Source organism: Microbacterium terrae (assembly GCF_017831975.1).
Taxonomy (GTDB): domain Bacteria; phylum Actinomycetota; class Actinomycetes; order Actinomycetales; family Microbacteriaceae; genus Microbacterium; species Microbacterium terrae.
Genome location: NZ_JAFDSS010000001.1, coordinates 1,899,850 through 1,914,999, shown reverse-complemented (window position 1 = coordinate 1,914,999; position 15,150 = coordinate 1,899,850). Strand labels below are relative to the sequence as shown.

13 protein-coding genes are annotated in these 15,150 nt (G+C 70.0%); 10 read left to right on the top strand and 3 right to left on the bottom strand.

Translation table 11 applies throughout. The features are described from left to right. Window positions 1-118: 118 nt before the first annotated feature. Together JOD63_RS08905 and JOD63_RS08900 are read left to right on the top strand one after the other, a co-directional pair. Window positions 119-2,272 carry a DEAD/DEAH box helicase gene (locus JOD63_RS08905; RefSeq protein WP_045276098.1) on the top strand — a complete coding sequence of 718 codons (2,154 nt, stop codon included), beginning with the start codon at window positions 119-121 and terminating at the stop codon, window positions 2,270-2,272. Between the two features lie 104 nt (window positions 2,273-2,376). After that, window positions 2,377-3,405 (top strand): ATP-dependent 6-phosphofructokinase, encoded by a 1,029-nt coding sequence (locus JOD63_RS08900; RefSeq protein ID WP_045276099.1) that lies wholly within the window; start codon window positions 2,377-2,379, stop codon window positions 3,403-3,405. A 27-nt stretch (window positions 3,406-3,432) separates the two neighbouring features. Here JOD63_RS08900 and JOD63_RS08895 read toward each other — a convergent pair whose 3' ends face one another. Continuing rightward, window positions 3,433-5,544, bottom strand: a complete 2,112-nt coding sequence (locus JOD63_RS08895) for a S9 family peptidase (RefSeq protein ID WP_045276100.1) — start codon at window positions 5,542-5,544, stop codon at window positions 3,433-3,435. Window positions 5,545-5,720: 176 nt separating this feature from the next. Between JOD63_RS08895 and JOD63_RS08890 the strand changes: the two genes are divergently transcribed. The 5 genes from JOD63_RS08890 to JOD63_RS08870 all read left to right on the top strand — a co-directional run bounded on the left by JOD63_RS08890 (window position 5,721) and on the right by JOD63_RS08870 (window position 10,600). After that, window positions 5,721-6,971, top strand: coding sequence for an inorganic phosphate transporter (locus tag JOD63_RS08890; protein WP_211088081.1), 1,251 nt, complete (start codon window positions 5,721-5,723; stop codon window positions 6,969-6,971). Next, window positions 6,968-7,300, top strand: a complete 333-nt coding sequence (locus JOD63_RS08885) for a hypothetical protein (RefSeq protein ID WP_045276102.1) — start codon at window positions 6,968-6,970, stop codon at window positions 7,298-7,300. The genes JOD63_RS08890 and JOD63_RS08885 overlap by 4 nt, the downstream gene beginning before the upstream one ends. A 126-nt stretch (window positions 7,301-7,426) precedes the next feature. Then, on the top strand, window positions 7,427-8,341 hold the full coding sequence (locus JOD63_RS08880; RefSeq protein ID WP_045276103.1) for a phosphodiesterase: 915 nt from the start codon (window positions 7,427-7,429) through the stop codon (window positions 8,339-8,341). Window positions 8,342-8,466: 125 nt separating this feature from the next. Further along, window positions 8,467-9,969 (top strand): aspartate ammonia-lyase, encoded by a 1,503-nt coding sequence (locus tag JOD63_RS08875; protein ID WP_045276104.1) that lies wholly within the window; start codon window positions 8,467-8,469, stop codon window positions 9,967-9,969. A gap of 79 nt (window positions 9,970-10,048) precedes the next feature. Beyond that, complete coding sequence (locus JOD63_RS08870) at window positions 10,049-10,600, top strand: DUF4190 domain-containing protein (protein ID WP_157004015.1); 552 nt, start codon at window positions 10,049-10,051, stop codon at window positions 10,598-10,600. Between the two features lie 103 nt (window positions 10,601-10,703). On the opposite strand, the gene JOD63_RS08865 is transcribed toward JOD63_RS08870, so the two are convergent. Continuing rightward, window positions 10,704-11,570, bottom strand: coding sequence for a fumarylacetoacetate hydrolase family protein (locus tag JOD63_RS08865; RefSeq protein WP_045276106.1), 867 nt, complete (start codon window positions 11,568-11,570; stop codon window positions 10,704-10,706). A 63-nt stretch (window positions 11,571-11,633) separates the two neighbouring features. Here JOD63_RS08865 and JOD63_RS08860 point away from each other — a divergent pair, with 63 nt between their 5' ends. Then, window positions 11,634-12,869, top strand: a complete 1,236-nt coding sequence (locus JOD63_RS08860) for a PrsW family intramembrane metalloprotease (protein WP_045276107.1) — start codon at window positions 11,634-11,636, stop codon at window positions 12,867-12,869. Window positions 12,870-13,087: 218 nt separating this feature from the next. Beyond that, on the top strand, window positions 13,088-13,456 hold the full coding sequence (locus tag JOD63_RS08855) for an FKBP-type peptidyl-prolyl cis-trans isomerase (RefSeq protein WP_045276108.1): 369 nt from the start codon (window positions 13,088-13,090) through the stop codon (window positions 13,454-13,456). 57 nt (window positions 13,457-13,513) lie between these two features. Here JOD63_RS08855 and JOD63_RS08850 read toward each other — a convergent pair whose 3' ends face one another. Beyond that, complete coding sequence (locus JOD63_RS08850; protein ID WP_045276109.1) at window positions 13,514-14,470, bottom strand: DMT family transporter; 957 nt, start codon at window positions 14,468-14,470, stop codon at window positions 13,514-13,516. Between the two features lie 230 nt (window positions 14,471-14,700). Here JOD63_RS08850 and rpsO point away from each other — a divergent pair, with 230 nt between their 5' ends. Then, entirely contained in the window at window positions 14,701-14,970 is a 270-nt protein-coding gene (gene rpsO, locus JOD63_RS08845) for a 30S ribosomal protein S15 (protein WP_045276110.1), read from the top strand. Window positions 14,971-15,150 lie beyond the last annotated feature (180 nt).

The following is a 15,150-nucleotide window of genomic DNA, read 5'->3' as shown; positions in this document are numbered from 1 at the left end:
CCGAAGCCGGAGGCATCCCGTCCCGCGTTCGTGACGGCGTACGCGCCGCCCGCGGGAGCACGCCATCGCCGGCCGACCCGATTCCCGGGCTTCGGCGGCACCAACGCTCAGGAGGAGCATGCCGACCACGGCACCTGCCCAGACGTCCTCGCGACGTCGCAAGCCCTCGTCTTCGCGCCGCGACGACGAGGCACCCATCATCCCGATCCTCGCCCGCAAGGTGCGCGAGGTCGAGGCGAAGGCCCAGCGCGGCAAGCTGGGCCCCACCAATCGCGTCAAGTTCCAGGTGATCGCCTTCCTCGTGCGCGAGGAGCGCGCACGCGTGAAGGGCGACACCACCCTCGCCGACGGCGCGCGCGCCGAGCTGCTCAAGCGGCTCGACGGCGTGGCGACGATCCTCGCGAAGACCGCGGCACGCGACACCTCGCTCATCCAGCTTCTCGAGGTCGACCAGGCCACGTCGCCGGTAGCCAAGCGGATGCGCCGAGACTGGCTGCTCGAATCGGGCGCCGAACTCGCCCCCGACGAGCTGATCATCACCGACGTCGCCCCCGTCAAGACCGCCGTCGTGCCTGCGGCGCTCGCCGAGCGCCAGGTCGTGCCGACCCAGGTCGAGGCGCGCCGCGACTCGAACCCGTTCCTCGCCCCCGATCTGACCATGCGCGTCGTCAAGGAGACCCCGCGCCGCCGCCTCGACGGCTGGGAGCTCATGGGTCCGCTCTACAAGGCCTTCGAGACCGGCGCCGGCGGCGGTTCGGCCACGATGGAGCTGCCCGAGGTGCCCGAGTTCGACCGCCTCTCGCCCAAGGGCCTCGAGGTCATGCCGCACCAGTCGCGCTTCCTCGAGGCGGTCCGAGCCGGTCACCGTACGTTCCTGCTCGCCGACGAGCCGGGCCTCGGCAAGACCGCGGAGTCGGTGCTCGCAGCATCCGTCGCCGACGCGTACCCGCTCCTGGCGGTCGTCCCCAACGTCGTCAAGATGAACTGGGCGCGCGAGGTCGAGCGCTGGACGCCGCAGCGCCGCGCCACGGTGATCACCGGTGACGGCGAAGACATCGATGCATTCGCCGACGTCTTCATCGTCAACTACGAGATCCTCGACCGGCACCTGTCGTGGCTCGGTGAACTGGGCCTCAAGGGGATGGTCGTCGACGAGGCGCACTTCATCAAGAACCTCACGTCGCAGCGCTCGCAGAACGTGCTGGCCCTGGCCTCGCGCATCCGCGAGCAGGTGCGCGACCCGCTGCTGCTCGCCCTCACCGGAACGCCGCTCATCAACGACGTCGAGGACTTCGACGCGATCTGGCGGTTCCTCGGCTGGACGACGGGCGAGAAGCCCGGCGCGCAGCTGATGGAGAAGCTCGACGAGACCGGGCTGACCCCGGCCGACAAGGCCTTCTATCCGGAGGCGCGCGACGCGGTCATCTCGCTCGGCATCGTCCGTCGCAAGAAGAAGGATGTCGCGCACGACCTGCCCGACAAGCTCATCGCCGACCTCCCCGTCGAGCTCGACGACGAATTCGGACGGTCGATCCGTCAGGCCGAGCGCGAACTCGGCGCACGGCTCGCGGCGAAGTACCGTCGCATCCTCGAAGCGCGCGGCGACCGAGGACTCGCCCCGGGCGAGATCGACGACGACATCGTGCGCCTGGTCGCCCACAACGAGCTCGAGGAGTCGAAGGCTGCGGGCACCGGCGGCGACAACGTCTTCACCATGGTGCGCAAGATCGGCCAGGCCAAGGCGGTGCTCGCCGCCGACTACGCCGTGCAGCTGCAGCGCTCGGTCGGCAAGGTCGTGTTCTTCGCGAAGCACATCGACGTGATGGATGCCGCGGAGGCTCACTTCGCCGGCGCCGGGGTCAAGACGGTGTCGCTGCGCGGCGACCAGACCAGCGCCGCACGGCAGCAGGCGATCGACGCGTTCAACAGCGACCCCACCGTGGGCATCGCGGTCTGCTCGCTCACCGCGGCGGGCGTCGGCGTCAACATGCAGGCCTCGTCCAACGTCGTGCTCGCGGAGCTGTCGTGGACGGCCGCCGAGCAGACGCAGGCGATCGACCGTGTGCACCGCATCGGCCAGGACGAGCCCGTCACCGCATGGCGCATCATCGCCGCGCACACGATCGACACGAAGATCGCCGAGCTGATCGACTCGAAGCAGGGTCTCGCGGCCCGGGCGCTCGACGGCGAGGCCGTCGACCCGCAGTCGAGTGATTCGGTGCAGCTGTCGGCGCTCATGCACCTTCTGCGGCAGGCGCTCGGCGCGCAGTGATCGGAGCCGCCCCCGCCGCCGGTGTGGCAGGGGGCGGCATCCGGCACTAATGTCGGGTGAGGCAGCGTCGCCGACCCTCTTCACCCGACAGCGAGGAACACAGCATGAAGATCGGCATCCTGACGAGTGGTGGCGACTGCCCCGGCCTGAACGCGGTCATCCGCGGTGTCGTGCTCAAGGGCACCACCACGTACGACCTCGAGTTCGTCGGCATCCGCGACGGCTGGCGCGGCGTCGTCGACGGCGACTTCTTCCCGCTGACCCGCCACGAGGTCAAGGGCCTTTCGAAGGTCGGCGGCACGATCCTCGGCACCAGCCGCACGAACCCCTACGAGGGGCCCCGCGGCGGCGCGGAGAACATCGCCAAGACGATGTACGGACACCGCCTCGACGGCATCATCGCCATCGGCGGCGAGGGGACCCTCGCCGCGGCGAACCGTCTCGCCAACGACGGCATCAACGTGCTCGGCGTGCCGAAGACCATCGACAACGACCTGCGGGCCACCGACTACTCGTTCGGCTTCGACACCGCCGTCAACATCGCGACCGATGCGATGGATCGCCTCCGCACCACCGGCGACTCGCACCAGCGCTGCATGGTCGCTGAGGTCATGGGCCGCCACGTGGGCTGGATCGCCCTGCACGCCGGCATGGCCGCCGGAGCGCACGCGATCTGCATCCCCGAGGTTCCGCAGTCGATCACCGAGATCGCCGAACTCGTGTCGCGCGCGCACGACCGCGGGCGTGCGCCGCTCGTGGTCGTGTCGGAGGGCTTCACCCTCACCGGCATGGACGAGGCCTTCAGCGACAAGGGCATGGACGCCTTCAACCGCCCGCGCCTGGGCGGCATCAGCGAAGTGCTCGCCCCCGAGATCGAGCGGCTCACCGGCATCGAGACGCGCGCCACCGTGCTCGGCCACATCCAGCGCGGCGGCTCGCCGTCGGGCTTCGACCGCGTGCTCGCGACGCGCCTCGGCCTCGCCGCGGCCGACGCCGTGGTCGCCGAGGCGTGGGGTCAGATGGTGGCGCTCAAGGGCACCGACATCGTGCGCGTCCCGTTCGCCGAGGCACTCGGCGAACTGAACACGGTGCCGCGCTACCGCTACGACGAGGCAGCCGCGCTCTTCGGCTGACCCGCGCGGGTCAGACGCGCGCCGGGGTCAGTCGGCGACGCCGAGCACGTCGAAGAGCCAGGCGAGCTCGAAGGCGCGCTCCTTCCAGGCGTTGTACCGACCCGACACGCCGCCGTGACCGGCGACCATCTCGCACTTGAGCAGCGCGTCGGCGCCCACCTCACGCAGTCGCGCCACCCACTTGGCGGGTTCGACGTAGAGCACGCGGGTGTCGTTGAGCGAGGTGACGGCGAGGATGCGCGGGTACGCGGCATCCGTTCGCACGTTCTCGTACGGGGTGTACGACTTCATGTACGCGTACACGTCGGCGTTGTGGAGCGGGTCGCCCCACTCGTCCCACTCGATCACGGTCAGCGGCAGCGACGGGTCGAGGATCGTGGTGAGCGCGTCGACGAAGGGGACGTCGGCGAGGATGCCGGCGAACAGCTCCGGCGCGAGGTTCGCGACCGCGCCCATCAGCAGCCCGCCCGCCGAGCCGCCCTCGGCCACCATCTGCGCCGGGGTGGTGTAGCCGGCGTCGACGAGGTGGCGGGCGCAGTCGACGAAGTCGGTGAAGGTGTTGCGCTTGGCCAGCAGCTTGCCGTCCTCGTACCACTGGCGGCCCATCTCGCCGCCGCCGCGCACGTGCGCGACCGCGAAGACGACGCCGCGGTCGAGCTCGGACAGCCGGGGAACCGAGAACCCGGGCTCGATCGAGTGCTCGTACGAGCCGTAGCCGTACAGGTGCAGGGGGCGTGGGGCCGCCCCCGCCTCGCCGAACGAGCGCTTCCACACCAGCGACACCGGGATCTGGGCGCCGTCGGTCGCCGTCACCCAGAGCCGCGCCTGGGCGTAGTCCTCGGGGTCGTAGCCGCCGAGCACCGGCTGACGCTTGCGCAGGTGCAGCTCGCGGGTCGCGACGTCGAGGTCGTAGACCGTTCCGGGCGTCACGAACGAGCCGTAGCCGAGCCGCAGCAGCGGCGGCGCCCACTCTGGGTTGCCCCCGGAGCCGACGGCGTACAGCGGTTCGTCGAAGTCGAGCTCGTCGACGGCGCCGGTTGCGTAGTCGAGCATGCCGAGGCGGGCGAGGCCGCCGCGGCGGTACCCCACGACGCCCCAGTCGCGGAACGTGGAGACTCCGAGCAGTCGCTGACCAGGGCGGTGGGGGATGACGACCTCGCTCGCGCCGGCGGGGTCGGATGCCGACACCCGGATCAGCTCGAAGTCGAGGGCGCCGTCGTTGTGGAGCACGTAGAGCACGTCCTCGCCGTCGACGACGGCATGCGACGAGTCGTACTCGATTCCCTCGCGGCGAGGCCACACCACGCGCGGCTCGCCGCGGAGGTCGTCGGCGTCGAGCAGCCACTCCTCGGAGGTGATCGACGATCCGAGCCCGATGACGAGGTAGCGGTCGCTGCGGGTGAAGCCCGCGCCGACCCAGTAGCGCTCGTCGGGCTCGTGGAAGAGCTTGGCGTCGGTGTCGACGGCTGTGCCGAGCTCGTGCAGCCACACGGTGTCGGGGCGCCACGCGTCGTCGACGGTGGAGTAGACGATGAAGCGCCCGTCGGGGGAGAAGGTCGCTCCGGCGAACGTGCCGGGGATCTCGTCTGCGAGCTGCTCGCCCGTCGTCAGGTCGCGCACCCGCACGGTGTAGCGCTCGTCGCCGGCGACGTCGACCCCGTAGAGCATGAGCGACCCGTCGGTGGTCACCTCGAAGCTGCCGAGCGAGAAGAACTCGTGTCCTTCGGCCTCGATGTTGCCGTCGAGCAGGATCTGCTCGCCGGGCACCTCGGTGTCGGGGGAGAGGACGGGCGGCGTCCAGTCGTCGGGAGAGGCGAGCGGCGCCCGGCACTGGATGCCGTACTGCTTGCCCTCGACGGTGCGGCCGTAGTACCACCAGTCGCCCCGGCGTGCCGGGACGGACAGGTCGGTCTCGAGCGTGCGTCCCTTGATCTCGTCGAAGATGCGTCCGCGCAGCGCTTCGAGGTGCGCGGTGCGGGACTCGGTGTAGGAGTTCTCGGCTTCGAGGTGCGCGATGACCTCGGCGTCCTCCTTCGCACGGAACCACTCGTAGCGGTCCTCGACGTCGTCGCCGTGGTGGCTGCGGACGATCGGGCGGGAGTCGGCGACGGGCGCGGCTGCGGATTCGTGAGCGGTCACAGGTCAACGCTAGCCGCGTTCGCACGCGTGCGGGGTCTCAGCCGAGTTGACCGCCCAGACCGCCGATGTAAGATTCTTGCTGGCCGGTTGCCGGTTCCTGAACTAACGGTGAACTCTTCGTTCGTCACGCCGATTCCGTCGGCACCACATTCACGTCTTCACTCGGAAAGCGAACGGTGGAAACCGCAACCCTCCTCACCGTGGTGCTGGTCATCGCTCTGGCCCTGTTCTTCGATTTCACGAACGGCTTCCACGACACCGCGAATGCGATGGCGACGCCCATCGCCACCGGCGCCCTCAAGCCCAAGACCGCGGTCCTGCTCGCTGCCGTCCTCAACCTGGTCGGCGCGTTCCTGTCGACCGAGGTGGCCAAGACCATCTCGGGCGGGATCATCAACGAGGACCAGATATCCTCGTCGGTCTTCCCTGCGATCATCCTCGCCGGACTCATCGGCGCGATCACCTGGAACATGCTGACGTGGCTGCTCGGCCTGCCGTCGTCGTCGTCGCATGCCCTGTTCGGCGGACTCATCGGCGCGACCATCGTCGGGGTGAGCGCGACCGCGATCAACTTCGGCGTGGTGATGTCGAAGGTCATCCTGCCCGCGATCATCGCGCCGCTGACTGCGGGGATCATCGCCTTCACGGCGACGAAGCTCGCGTACGCGCTGACCCGTCGCTACGACAGCAAGCCCGACGGCCGCGACGGGTTCCGCGTCGGGCAGATCTTCACCTCGTCGCTCGTCGCCCTCGCCCACGGCACCAACGACGCGCAGAAGACGATGGGCATCATCACCCTCCTGCTCATCACAGTGGGGCTCCAGGACCACCCGGAGCCCGAACTGTGGGTCGTGTTCGCCTGTGCGTTCACCATCGCCCTCGGCACCTACATGGGCGGGTGGCGCATCATCCGCACGCTCGGCAAGGGGCTGACCGAGGTCAAGCCCGCGCAGGGGTTCGCCGCCGAGGCATCCACGGCGTCGACGATCCTCGCCTCGAGCGCCCTCGGATTCGCGCTCTCGACGACCCAGGTCGCGTCGGGGTCCGTGATCGGCTCCGGTCTCGGCCGCCGCGGGTCGACGGTGCGCTGGCGCACGGTGGGGCGGATCTTCATCGGGTGGGTGCTGACGCTCCCGGCCGCCGGTGCAGTCGGGGCCCTCGCCGCTTTCGTCGTCGTCGCGCTCCCGACGTGGGGAATCGTCATCGACTTCGTCCTCGCCGTCGCGATCGTGCTGTTCCTGTTCTGGCGCTCGCGTCGCAACGAGGTCAACGCGAGCAACGCCATGAGCGAGGTCGCCGACTCCGGCGCCGCGGTCAAGGTCAAGCGCAACCCGCCGCCCACGCGTCGTCAGCGCGCGATCGCCCGCGAAGAGGCTCGCGCCGCCGCGAAGTCGGCCAAGGCTGGAAAGAACGGTGACCGCCGATGATCGTCATCGACTGGCTCGCATTCGTGCAGGTCTTCATCGCGGCGCTCATCGCCGCGGTGCTCGTGGTCGGCTTCTACGCACTCGGTCTGCGCCTGCTCGTGCGTTCGGGCCGCGCGCCGGTGGTCGCCCCTGCCGAGTTCACCGACGCCATCACCGTGATCTCCGAGAAGGAGGCCCGCCGCGCCGAGAAGGCGGCGGCGAAGGCCGCACGCAAGAGCCCGCTGACCGACGGGCAGAAGAACGTCGCGCTCATCGGGGCGTACGCGTGCTTCGGCGTGTGCGGGCTGTCGGTGCTCGGCGGCCTGCTGCTCATCGTCTTCAACCACTGACGAGGCGGATGCCGCGCGCCGGCGGTTGACGAGACGGATGCCGCGCGCCGGCGACTCACCGGACGGATGCGCCCGCGACGGCGGCGGCTCCGGAGCCGCGGGGTGACCCCGCCCTAGACTCGCAGCATGGATGCAGCATCCGTGCAGTTCGGCCAGTACCCGCCCGCCCGGCGCACGATCGTGCACCTGAGCGACACCCACCTCCTCGGCGGAAACCGGCCCCTCGGCGGCCGGTTCGACACCGAGCAGAACCTGCTCCGGGCGCTCGAAGCGGTCGAAGGTCTCGGCATCCGCCCCGATGCGATCGTCTTCACCGGCGACCTCACCGACCTCGGCGAGCCCGATGCCTACCGGGCGCTGCGCGCGGCGGTGGAGCCTGTGGCAGCGCGCCTCGGCGCTCCCGTGGTGTGGGTCGCCGGCAACCACGACGAGCGCACCGCGCTGCGCCGCGACCTGCTCGACCTCGCGCCGAGCGAGGAGCCCGTGACGAGCGTGCACGATCTCGGCGGACTCCGGCTCATCGCCCTCGACACCACCGTGCCCGGCTGGCACCACGGCGACCTCGACGACGCGCAGCTCGCGTGGCTGCGGGCCGAACTCGCCGACCCGGCGCCGCTCGGCACGATCCTCGCGATGCATCACCCCCCGCTGCCGAGCCACATCCCGCTGTTCGACATCCTCGAGCTGCGCGACCAGTCCCGGCTGGCGGATGCGATCGCCGGAACCGACGTGCGCGCGATCATCGCGGGCCACCTCCACCACTCCACGAGCGGCACGTTCGCCGGTGTTCCGGTGAGCGTGGCCGCGGCCACGTGCTACACGATGGATCTCGCGCGGCCTGCCGCGTCGGTGAACGGGATGGATGCCGGTCAGTCGTTCCACCTCGTCCACGTCTACGACGACACGATCACGCACGCCGTCGTCCCGGTCGTCGACGCCGAGACCTCCGACTTCTTCTCGCCCGCATGGGTGGCGCAGATGGCCGCGCTCTCGCCGCAGGAGCGGCTCGAGGCGTTCTCGCGCAAACCGACGGCATCCTGATCTCGCCGCCGTGTACACCCGCACCGGGTGTCGCGTACGTTCCGTACAGGTGAGGGCGGATGCCTCGCGGGTAGGCTCGAGGCACCCACACACCGCCGTGAACAACCCACGAGGACACCACGAAAATGGCTCTGGACGCAACGATGCGCACCCGCACCGAGACCGACTCCCTGGGATCGATGGAGATCCCCGCCGACGCGTATTGGGGGATCCACACCGCCCGTGCGCTCGAGAACTTCGCGATCTCCAAGCGGCCGATCTCGGTCTACAAGGACCTCGTGAACGGTCTCGCGATGGTCAAGCAGGCGGCTGCCCGCGCCAACAAGGAGATCGGCGTCCTGTCGGAGGAGAAGGCCGACCTCATCGACCGCGCGGCGCAGCTCGTCATCGACGGCGAGTACCACGACCAGTTCATCGTGGGGGTGATACAGGGCGGTGCCGGCACCTCGACGAACATGAACGCGAACGAGGTCATCACCAACATCGCGCTCGAGCTCGCCGGTCGCGAGAAGGGCGACTACGACTTCCTGTCGCCGATCGACCACACCAACCGCAGCCAGTCGACCAATGACGTGTATCCCACGGCGATCAAGGTCGGTCTCGGGCTGGATCTGCTGAGCCTCCTCGATGAGCTGGATCTCCTCCGCCAGGCGTTCCTCGCGAAGGCGGTCGAGTTCCACGACGTGCTGAAGGTCGGCCGCACCCAGTTGCAGGATGCGGTGCCGATGACTCTCGGACAGGAGTTCCACGGCTTCGCGACCACCCTCGGCTACGACCACCAGCGCCTCACCGAGAACGCCTACCTTCTCTACGAGATCAACCTCGGAGCGACCGCGATCGGCACCGGGATCACCGCGAACCGCGACTACTCGCCCGCCGTCGTGCGCCACCTCCGCGAGATCTCGGGGCTCGACCTCGCGCTCGCGGGCGACCTCGTCGAGTCCACGAGCGACACCGGCTCGTTCATGTCGTTCTCCGCGTCGCTCAAGCGCAACGCGATCAAGCTGTCGAAGATCTGCAACGACCTGCGCCTGCTCTCGTCGGGCCCCCAGGCGGGCCTGGGGGAGATCAACCTCCCTCCGCGCCAGGCGGGATCGAGCATCATGCCCGGCAAGGTGAACCCGGTGATCCCCGAGGTCGTCAACCAGATCGCGTTCGCGGTCGCCGGCGCCGACCTCACCGTGACGATGGCGGTCGAGGGCGGGCAGCTGCAGCTGAACGCGTTCGAGCCGGTGATCGCGCACTCGATCTTCCAGTCGATCACCTGGATGCGCCGGGGCATGAACACGCTGCGGATCAACTGCGTCGACGGCATCACGGCCAACCGCGAGCGCCTCGGTGCGATGGTGGGCTCGAGCGTCGGCGTGATCACCGCACTCACACCCTTCATCGGCTACGCCGCGGCGGCGGCCCTCGCGAAGACGGCACTGCTCACCGGGCGCAGCGTCGCCGACCTCGTGATCGAGGCCGGCCTCATGTCGGCCGACGAGGTCGCCAAGCAGCTCTCGCCGGCGCGACTGTCGGGCCTCGAGGCCATCACCACGGCCATCCCGATCGTGGGCGCCGACGAGCCGGTCGGGGAGCAGGTCGCAGAGCGCGTCGACGCGGCGCATCCGAGCGGGGCCTGACGCCTGTCGCATCACCGGATTGCCCCGACCCGCCCGCTCCCGATACCGTCGGAGCGACCACCCGGCGAAAGGAAGCCCCGTGACCGACCCCCAGAATCCCGCAGGCCCCGAGGGCACGCAGCCGCCGGCGGCGAACGAGCCGCCCGCTGCCCCGGCCTACGGTGCTCCGGCCGACCAGCCTGCGCCGCCCGCGTACGGCTCGGCGCCGACCGCTCCGCCGGCCTACGACGCGGCCCCGCCCGCCGCACCCTACGGCGCGGCGCCGTCGTACGCGGCGGCACCCCCGGCATACGGTGCACCCGCCGACGGCCCGATCCCGGGCAAGACGATGGGGATCGTCGCCTTCGTGCTCTCGTTCTTCGCGCAGCTGATCGCCCTCATCCTCGGCGTCGTCGCGCTGGTGCAGAGCCGCAAGGCCGGGCACAAGAACGGCTTCGCGCTCGCGGCGATCATCATCAGCTCGGTGCTGCTGGTGCTCGGCATCATCGCCCTCATCGTGATCTTCGCGATCGTCATCCCGCTGGCCGTGCAGGGCACGGAGCAGGTCATCGACGCGTGCATCGCTGCAGGCGGCGGCATCGTCGAGGTCAACGGTGTGCCGATCGACTGCACCGAGGTGCTCGACTACTGAGACAGCTCGGTCTCGTGAGGCGGCGTGGTGCTCCGGCACCGCGCCGCCTTCGTCGTCGAGGCGGCCGCGCAGCGTGCACGGACGGATGCCGCGTGCGCGGCGCTCAGTCGAGGATGCGGCAGTGCGTGGTGAGCTCGCCGATGCCGTCGATGCCGACGGTCACGGTCGAGCGGTCGCGGATGAACACCTGCGGGTCGCGCGAGTAGCCGGCGCCGCCGGGCGACCCGGTCGAGATCAGGGTGCCCGGCAGCAGCGTCACCGACTGCGACAGGTGCGCGATGAGCTTCGAGACGGGCCGGACCATCTGGTCCGTGCTCGCGTCCTGCATGACGCGGCCGTCGAGCACCGTCCAGATGTGCAGGTCCTGCGGGTCGGCGATCTCGTCGGCTGTGACGACGAACGGGCCGGTGGGCGTGAAGCCGTCGAACGACTTGCACCGCGACCACTGGGCCTCGGAGTACTGGATGTCGCGAGCGGTGATGTCGTTGACCACGGTGTAGCCCCACACGTGGTCGAGTGCGTCCTCGGGGGCGACGTCCTTCGCCGGGCGCCCGATGATGACGCCGAGCTCGGCCTCGTAGTCGATCGACTCGCTGAGCGAGCGCGGCCAGCTCGTGGTGCCGTCGTGGCCGGCGAGCGAGTTCGGCCACAGCACGAACACGGTGGGCGTCGAGTCGGTCTTGAGTCCCAGCTCGATGGAGTGCGCGGCGTAGTTCAGGCCGATCGCCAGGATCACGGGAGGGGTCAGCACCGCCGAGGCGAAGACCGCGCCGGCGATCGGATGCCGCGTGCCGCCGGCCGCAGCCGCCTCGCGCACCCGGGCCAGCAGATCGTCGCCGCCGGCGATCAGATCCTCGAGCACACGCGGCGCGCCGGGGAAGAGCTCGTCCACCAGCACAGCCTGCTCGCCCTCGACGAGGACCAGTCGCGGTCGATCCGAGCCGTCGTGGAAGACGTGGGCGAAGCGCATCCTTCCAAACTACCCGGCCCCGCCCGCGAAAGCCGACAGAGCCTGCACCCATAGGCTGTGCTCATGACGCTTGACGACGGGCGCCCCCGGCCTTCGCTCACCCCGCCGCAGTTCGCCTCTTCGCTCGCCCAGCCGAGTGTGGCGCCGGCCACGCAGATCCCCGCGGTCGCACCCGGCACGCAGCCCGTCGCCGCGGTCGCCGGGGGCGCGGTCCCCGTCACGGGGACCCGTGTCCGGTCGGCTGCGCTGTGGGCGGCCGGTGCACTCGTGCTGGTGCTCGTCGTGCTCGTCGCCTACTTCCTCAACGCGCTCGGCGCCGGCGCATCCGTCATCGGCATGCTCCTCGCCCTCGTCCCGCTCGCGGGCGTGCTCTTCGCCGTGCGGATCATCGATCGGTGGGAGCCCGAGCCGTTCTCGCTGCGCGCGTTCGCGGTCGCGTGGGGAGCGATCGCCGCCGTCGGCATCGCCCTCGGCGTCGACCTGCTCCTCACGATCGCGATCGGCAACGACGGGTCGCCGACGCGCGAGGCGATGGCTGCGGTGGTGCAGGCGCCCATCGTCGAAGAGGTCGCCAAGGGCATCGGCGTCTTCCTCATCTTCGCCGCGGCTCGGCGCTCGTTCGACGGTCCGGTCGACGGCATCGTCTACGGCGCGCTGGTCGGCGCCGGATTCGCCTTCACCGAGAACATCCAGTACTTCGCCATCAGCGCGATCCAGGGCGGGGCCACCGAGGCCGGCGCCACGTTCTTCGTGCGCGGCATCCTCTCGCCCTTCGCCCACGTGATGTTCACCAGCGTCACCGGCTTCGCGCTCGGCCTCGCCGCGCGACGGGGAGCATCGGCAGGTGCCGCCGTCGGACCCTGGCTCGCCGGTCTCGCGGGCGCCATCGCCCTCCACGCGCTGTGGAACGGCTCGGCGGTGTTCGGCGACTTCTTCGCGCTGTACGTCGTGCTGCAGATCCCGCTCTTCGTGGTGTTCATCCTGGGCATCGTGGCGCTGCGCCGCGAGGAGGCGCGTCTCACGCGCAACAGGCTGGGGGAGTACGCGGCCGCCGGCTGGTTCACGCCCCAGGAGGCCGACATGCTCGCCACCCCCGCGGGGCGGAAGACGGGCCTCGCGTGGGCGCGGACCCTCCGTGGCGACCGCACCGCGATCATGAAGCAGTTCATCGCCGACGCGACCGCGCTCGCCGCCGCCCGGCAGCGCGTCATCACCGGTCGCGACCCGCACGCCGCAGCCGACGAACGAGCGCTCCTCGAGAGCACAGCGCGGGCGCGCCAGGCGCTGTTCGCCCTCTGACGGCCGATCGACGAGTGTCGTGACACGCCGTGAGGGGTTGACACCGTCGGGGGCTCTCGGCATCCTGAAGGCAGATCAACTCAGCGCCCGGTAGACACGCAGGCACAGCCGCTGCACCGGGCGCTGAGTCTGTCTCGGACGGTGATCCGGCGGGCGACGGATGCCGCGCTCAGCGAACATCCCCGCACATCGCGGGCGCATCGTGCTTGGATGGATCCATGACCAACGATCGCACAAAGCCCGAGTTCGACGCCCCCGTCGGCCCCGCTCCCGCCGACCTCGTCATCCGCGACATCATCGTCGGCGACGGCGCCGAAGCGAAGCCCGGTGACACCGTCACCGTGCACTACGCCGGCGTCGAGTACGAATCCGGCGAGGAGTTCGACTCGTCGTGGAACCGCGGCGAGAGCATCCAGTTCCCGCTCCGCGGCCTCATCCAGGGCTGGCAGGACGGCATCCCGGGCATGAAGGTCGGCGGACGCCGCGAGCTCGTGATCCCGCCGCACCTGGCATACGGCCCCGCCGGCGGACACTTCCTCGGCGGCAAGACCCTCGTCTTCATCATCGACCTGATCAAGGTCGGCTGAGCCCGCCACAGGCTGAACGGGAAGGGACGGATGCTTCGGCATCCGTCCCTTCGTCGTTCACCGCGCGGCAGCGGATGAGGCTGAGCGCGTTCGACGCGCCCGACGCAGCCGGTCCTGGGCGAGCAGGATGCCGGCGAGCACGATGAGGCCGCCGACCGGTTCGTTCCACGACAGGTGCTCGCCGAGCACGACCACACCGAGCACGACGCCGACGAGCGGGGTGAGGTAGGTCACGGTCGAGGCGCGCGTCGGACCCCAGGCCCGCACCGTGTTCTGGTTCCAGACGTAGGCCACGCCCGTGCCCAGGCAGCCGAGCAGCACGACGCTGCCGATCACCCACAGGTCGAGGTCGACCGGCTGGAGTGCGATCGCGGGTGCGAGCAGGGTCATGATCGCCGCAGCGATGCCGATGTTGAGGAACGAGAACATCAGCGCGCTCATGCCGGTGTCTGCGGTGAAGCGACGCATGTACGCCAGGCTGAAGCCGTAGCAGGCGGTGGCGCCGAGGATCGCGAGCTGCGCCACGACGCTCTGGCTGAGGTCGAGGCCCTGCCAGGGCGCGATGATCACGCCGACGCCGAGGATGCCGATCGCGATGCCGATGATCTGCGTGGGCTTGAGCTTCTCGACGCGCAGCACCACCGCCGCCATGATCGCGGTCATGATCGGGGTCGTGGCGTTGTAGATGCTCGCGAGGCCCGACGTCACGTGCTGCTGAGCCCAGGAGAAGAGCAGGAACGGGATCACGCAGAAGGTCACCGCCAGCACCGTCATGTGGCCCCATATGCGCAGCGACCGCGGGAACGGCTCGCGCCGGATGAGCACGAAGAGCCCGAGCGCGAGCGCGCCCAGGGTGAGCCGCGACCACGCCACCTGGGTCGGCGAGATGCCGGTCAGCGCGACCTTCATGAACAGGAAGCTGGAGCCCCACACGATCCCGGCGAGGGCGAACTGCACGGCGATGAGGCCCGAGCCGGTGCGCGCGGCGGTCGTTCGGAGGGGAGCGGTGGTCACGGTGCGACTGTAGCCGCGTCCCTCCGCGGGGGCGCGGGATGCCGGATGCGACGTCCGGAATCCGCCGGTGCGCGTCCGTCCGGCTACGCCCGCCGGCGCCGGGAACGGGCGTTCGCCGCGGCGAACGGGGGCTGGTAGACTCTTGAGGTTGCCGTTTGATCGGCCGCGGATAAAGAGAGCTCACGCATCAGGCGTCGGGCACCGCGCAACGACGAGAAAGGGGATCACCTATGGCACTGGAAGCAGACGTCAAGAAGGCGATCATCGAAGAGTACGCGACGCACCCCGGTGACACCGGATCCCCCGAGGTGCAGGTCGCGATGCTGACGCAGCGCATCAAGGACCTGACCGAGCACCTGAAGGAGCACAAGCACGACCACCACTCGCGTCGTGGTCTGTTCCTGCTCGTCGGTCAGCGCCGCCGTCTCCTGGGCTACCTCCAGGACATCGACATCAGCCGTTACCGCTCGCTCATCGAGCGCCTCGGCCTGCGCCGATAAGGCGCAGTTCACACTGAGCGAGTCCGCGCCAGCGGACGAGCCGAAGTGTCGATAAGGCATTCGCACCAGCGTTCAATCGCGCGAAACATTCTTGAGAAGGCCGCCCCACGGTGTGGGGCGGCCTTCGTCATTCCCGGGTGCCGCAGCGGACCGGGCGGGCGTCGCCGTGCCCGGTGCCGC

Coding starts and splice junctions, on each gene's coding strand:
- JOD63_RS08900 (WP_045276099.1), top strand. CDS start 2,377: ATGAAGATCGGCATCCTGACGAGTGGTGGCGACTGCCCCGGCCTGAAC.
- rpsO (WP_045276110.1), top strand. CDS start 14,701: ATGGCACTGGAAGCAGACGTCAAGAAGGCGATCATCGAAGAGTACGCG.
- JOD63_RS08865 (WP_045276106.1), bottom strand. CDS start 11,570: ATGCGCTTCGCCCACGTCTTCCACGACGGCTCGGATCGACCGCGACTG.
- JOD63_RS08885 (WP_045276102.1), top strand. CDS start 6,968: ATGATCGTCATCGACTGGCTCGCATTCGTGCAGGTCTTCATCGCGGCG.
- JOD63_RS08880 (WP_045276103.1), top strand. CDS start 7,427: ATGGATGCAGCATCCGTGCAGTTCGGCCAGTACCCGCCCGCCCGGCGC.
- JOD63_RS08855 (WP_045276108.1), top strand. CDS start 13,088: ATGACCAACGATCGCACAAAGCCCGAGTTCGACGCCCCCGTCGGCCCC.
- JOD63_RS08875 (WP_045276104.1), top strand. CDS start 8,467: ATGGCTCTGGACGCAACGATGCGCACCCGCACCGAGACCGACTCCCTG.
- JOD63_RS08905 (WP_045276098.1), top strand. CDS start 119: ATGCCGACCACGGCACCTGCCCAGACGTCCTCGCGACGTCGCAAGCCC.
- JOD63_RS08860 (WP_045276107.1), top strand. CDS start 11,634: ATGACGCTTGACGACGGGCGCCCCCGGCCTTCGCTCACCCCGCCGCAG.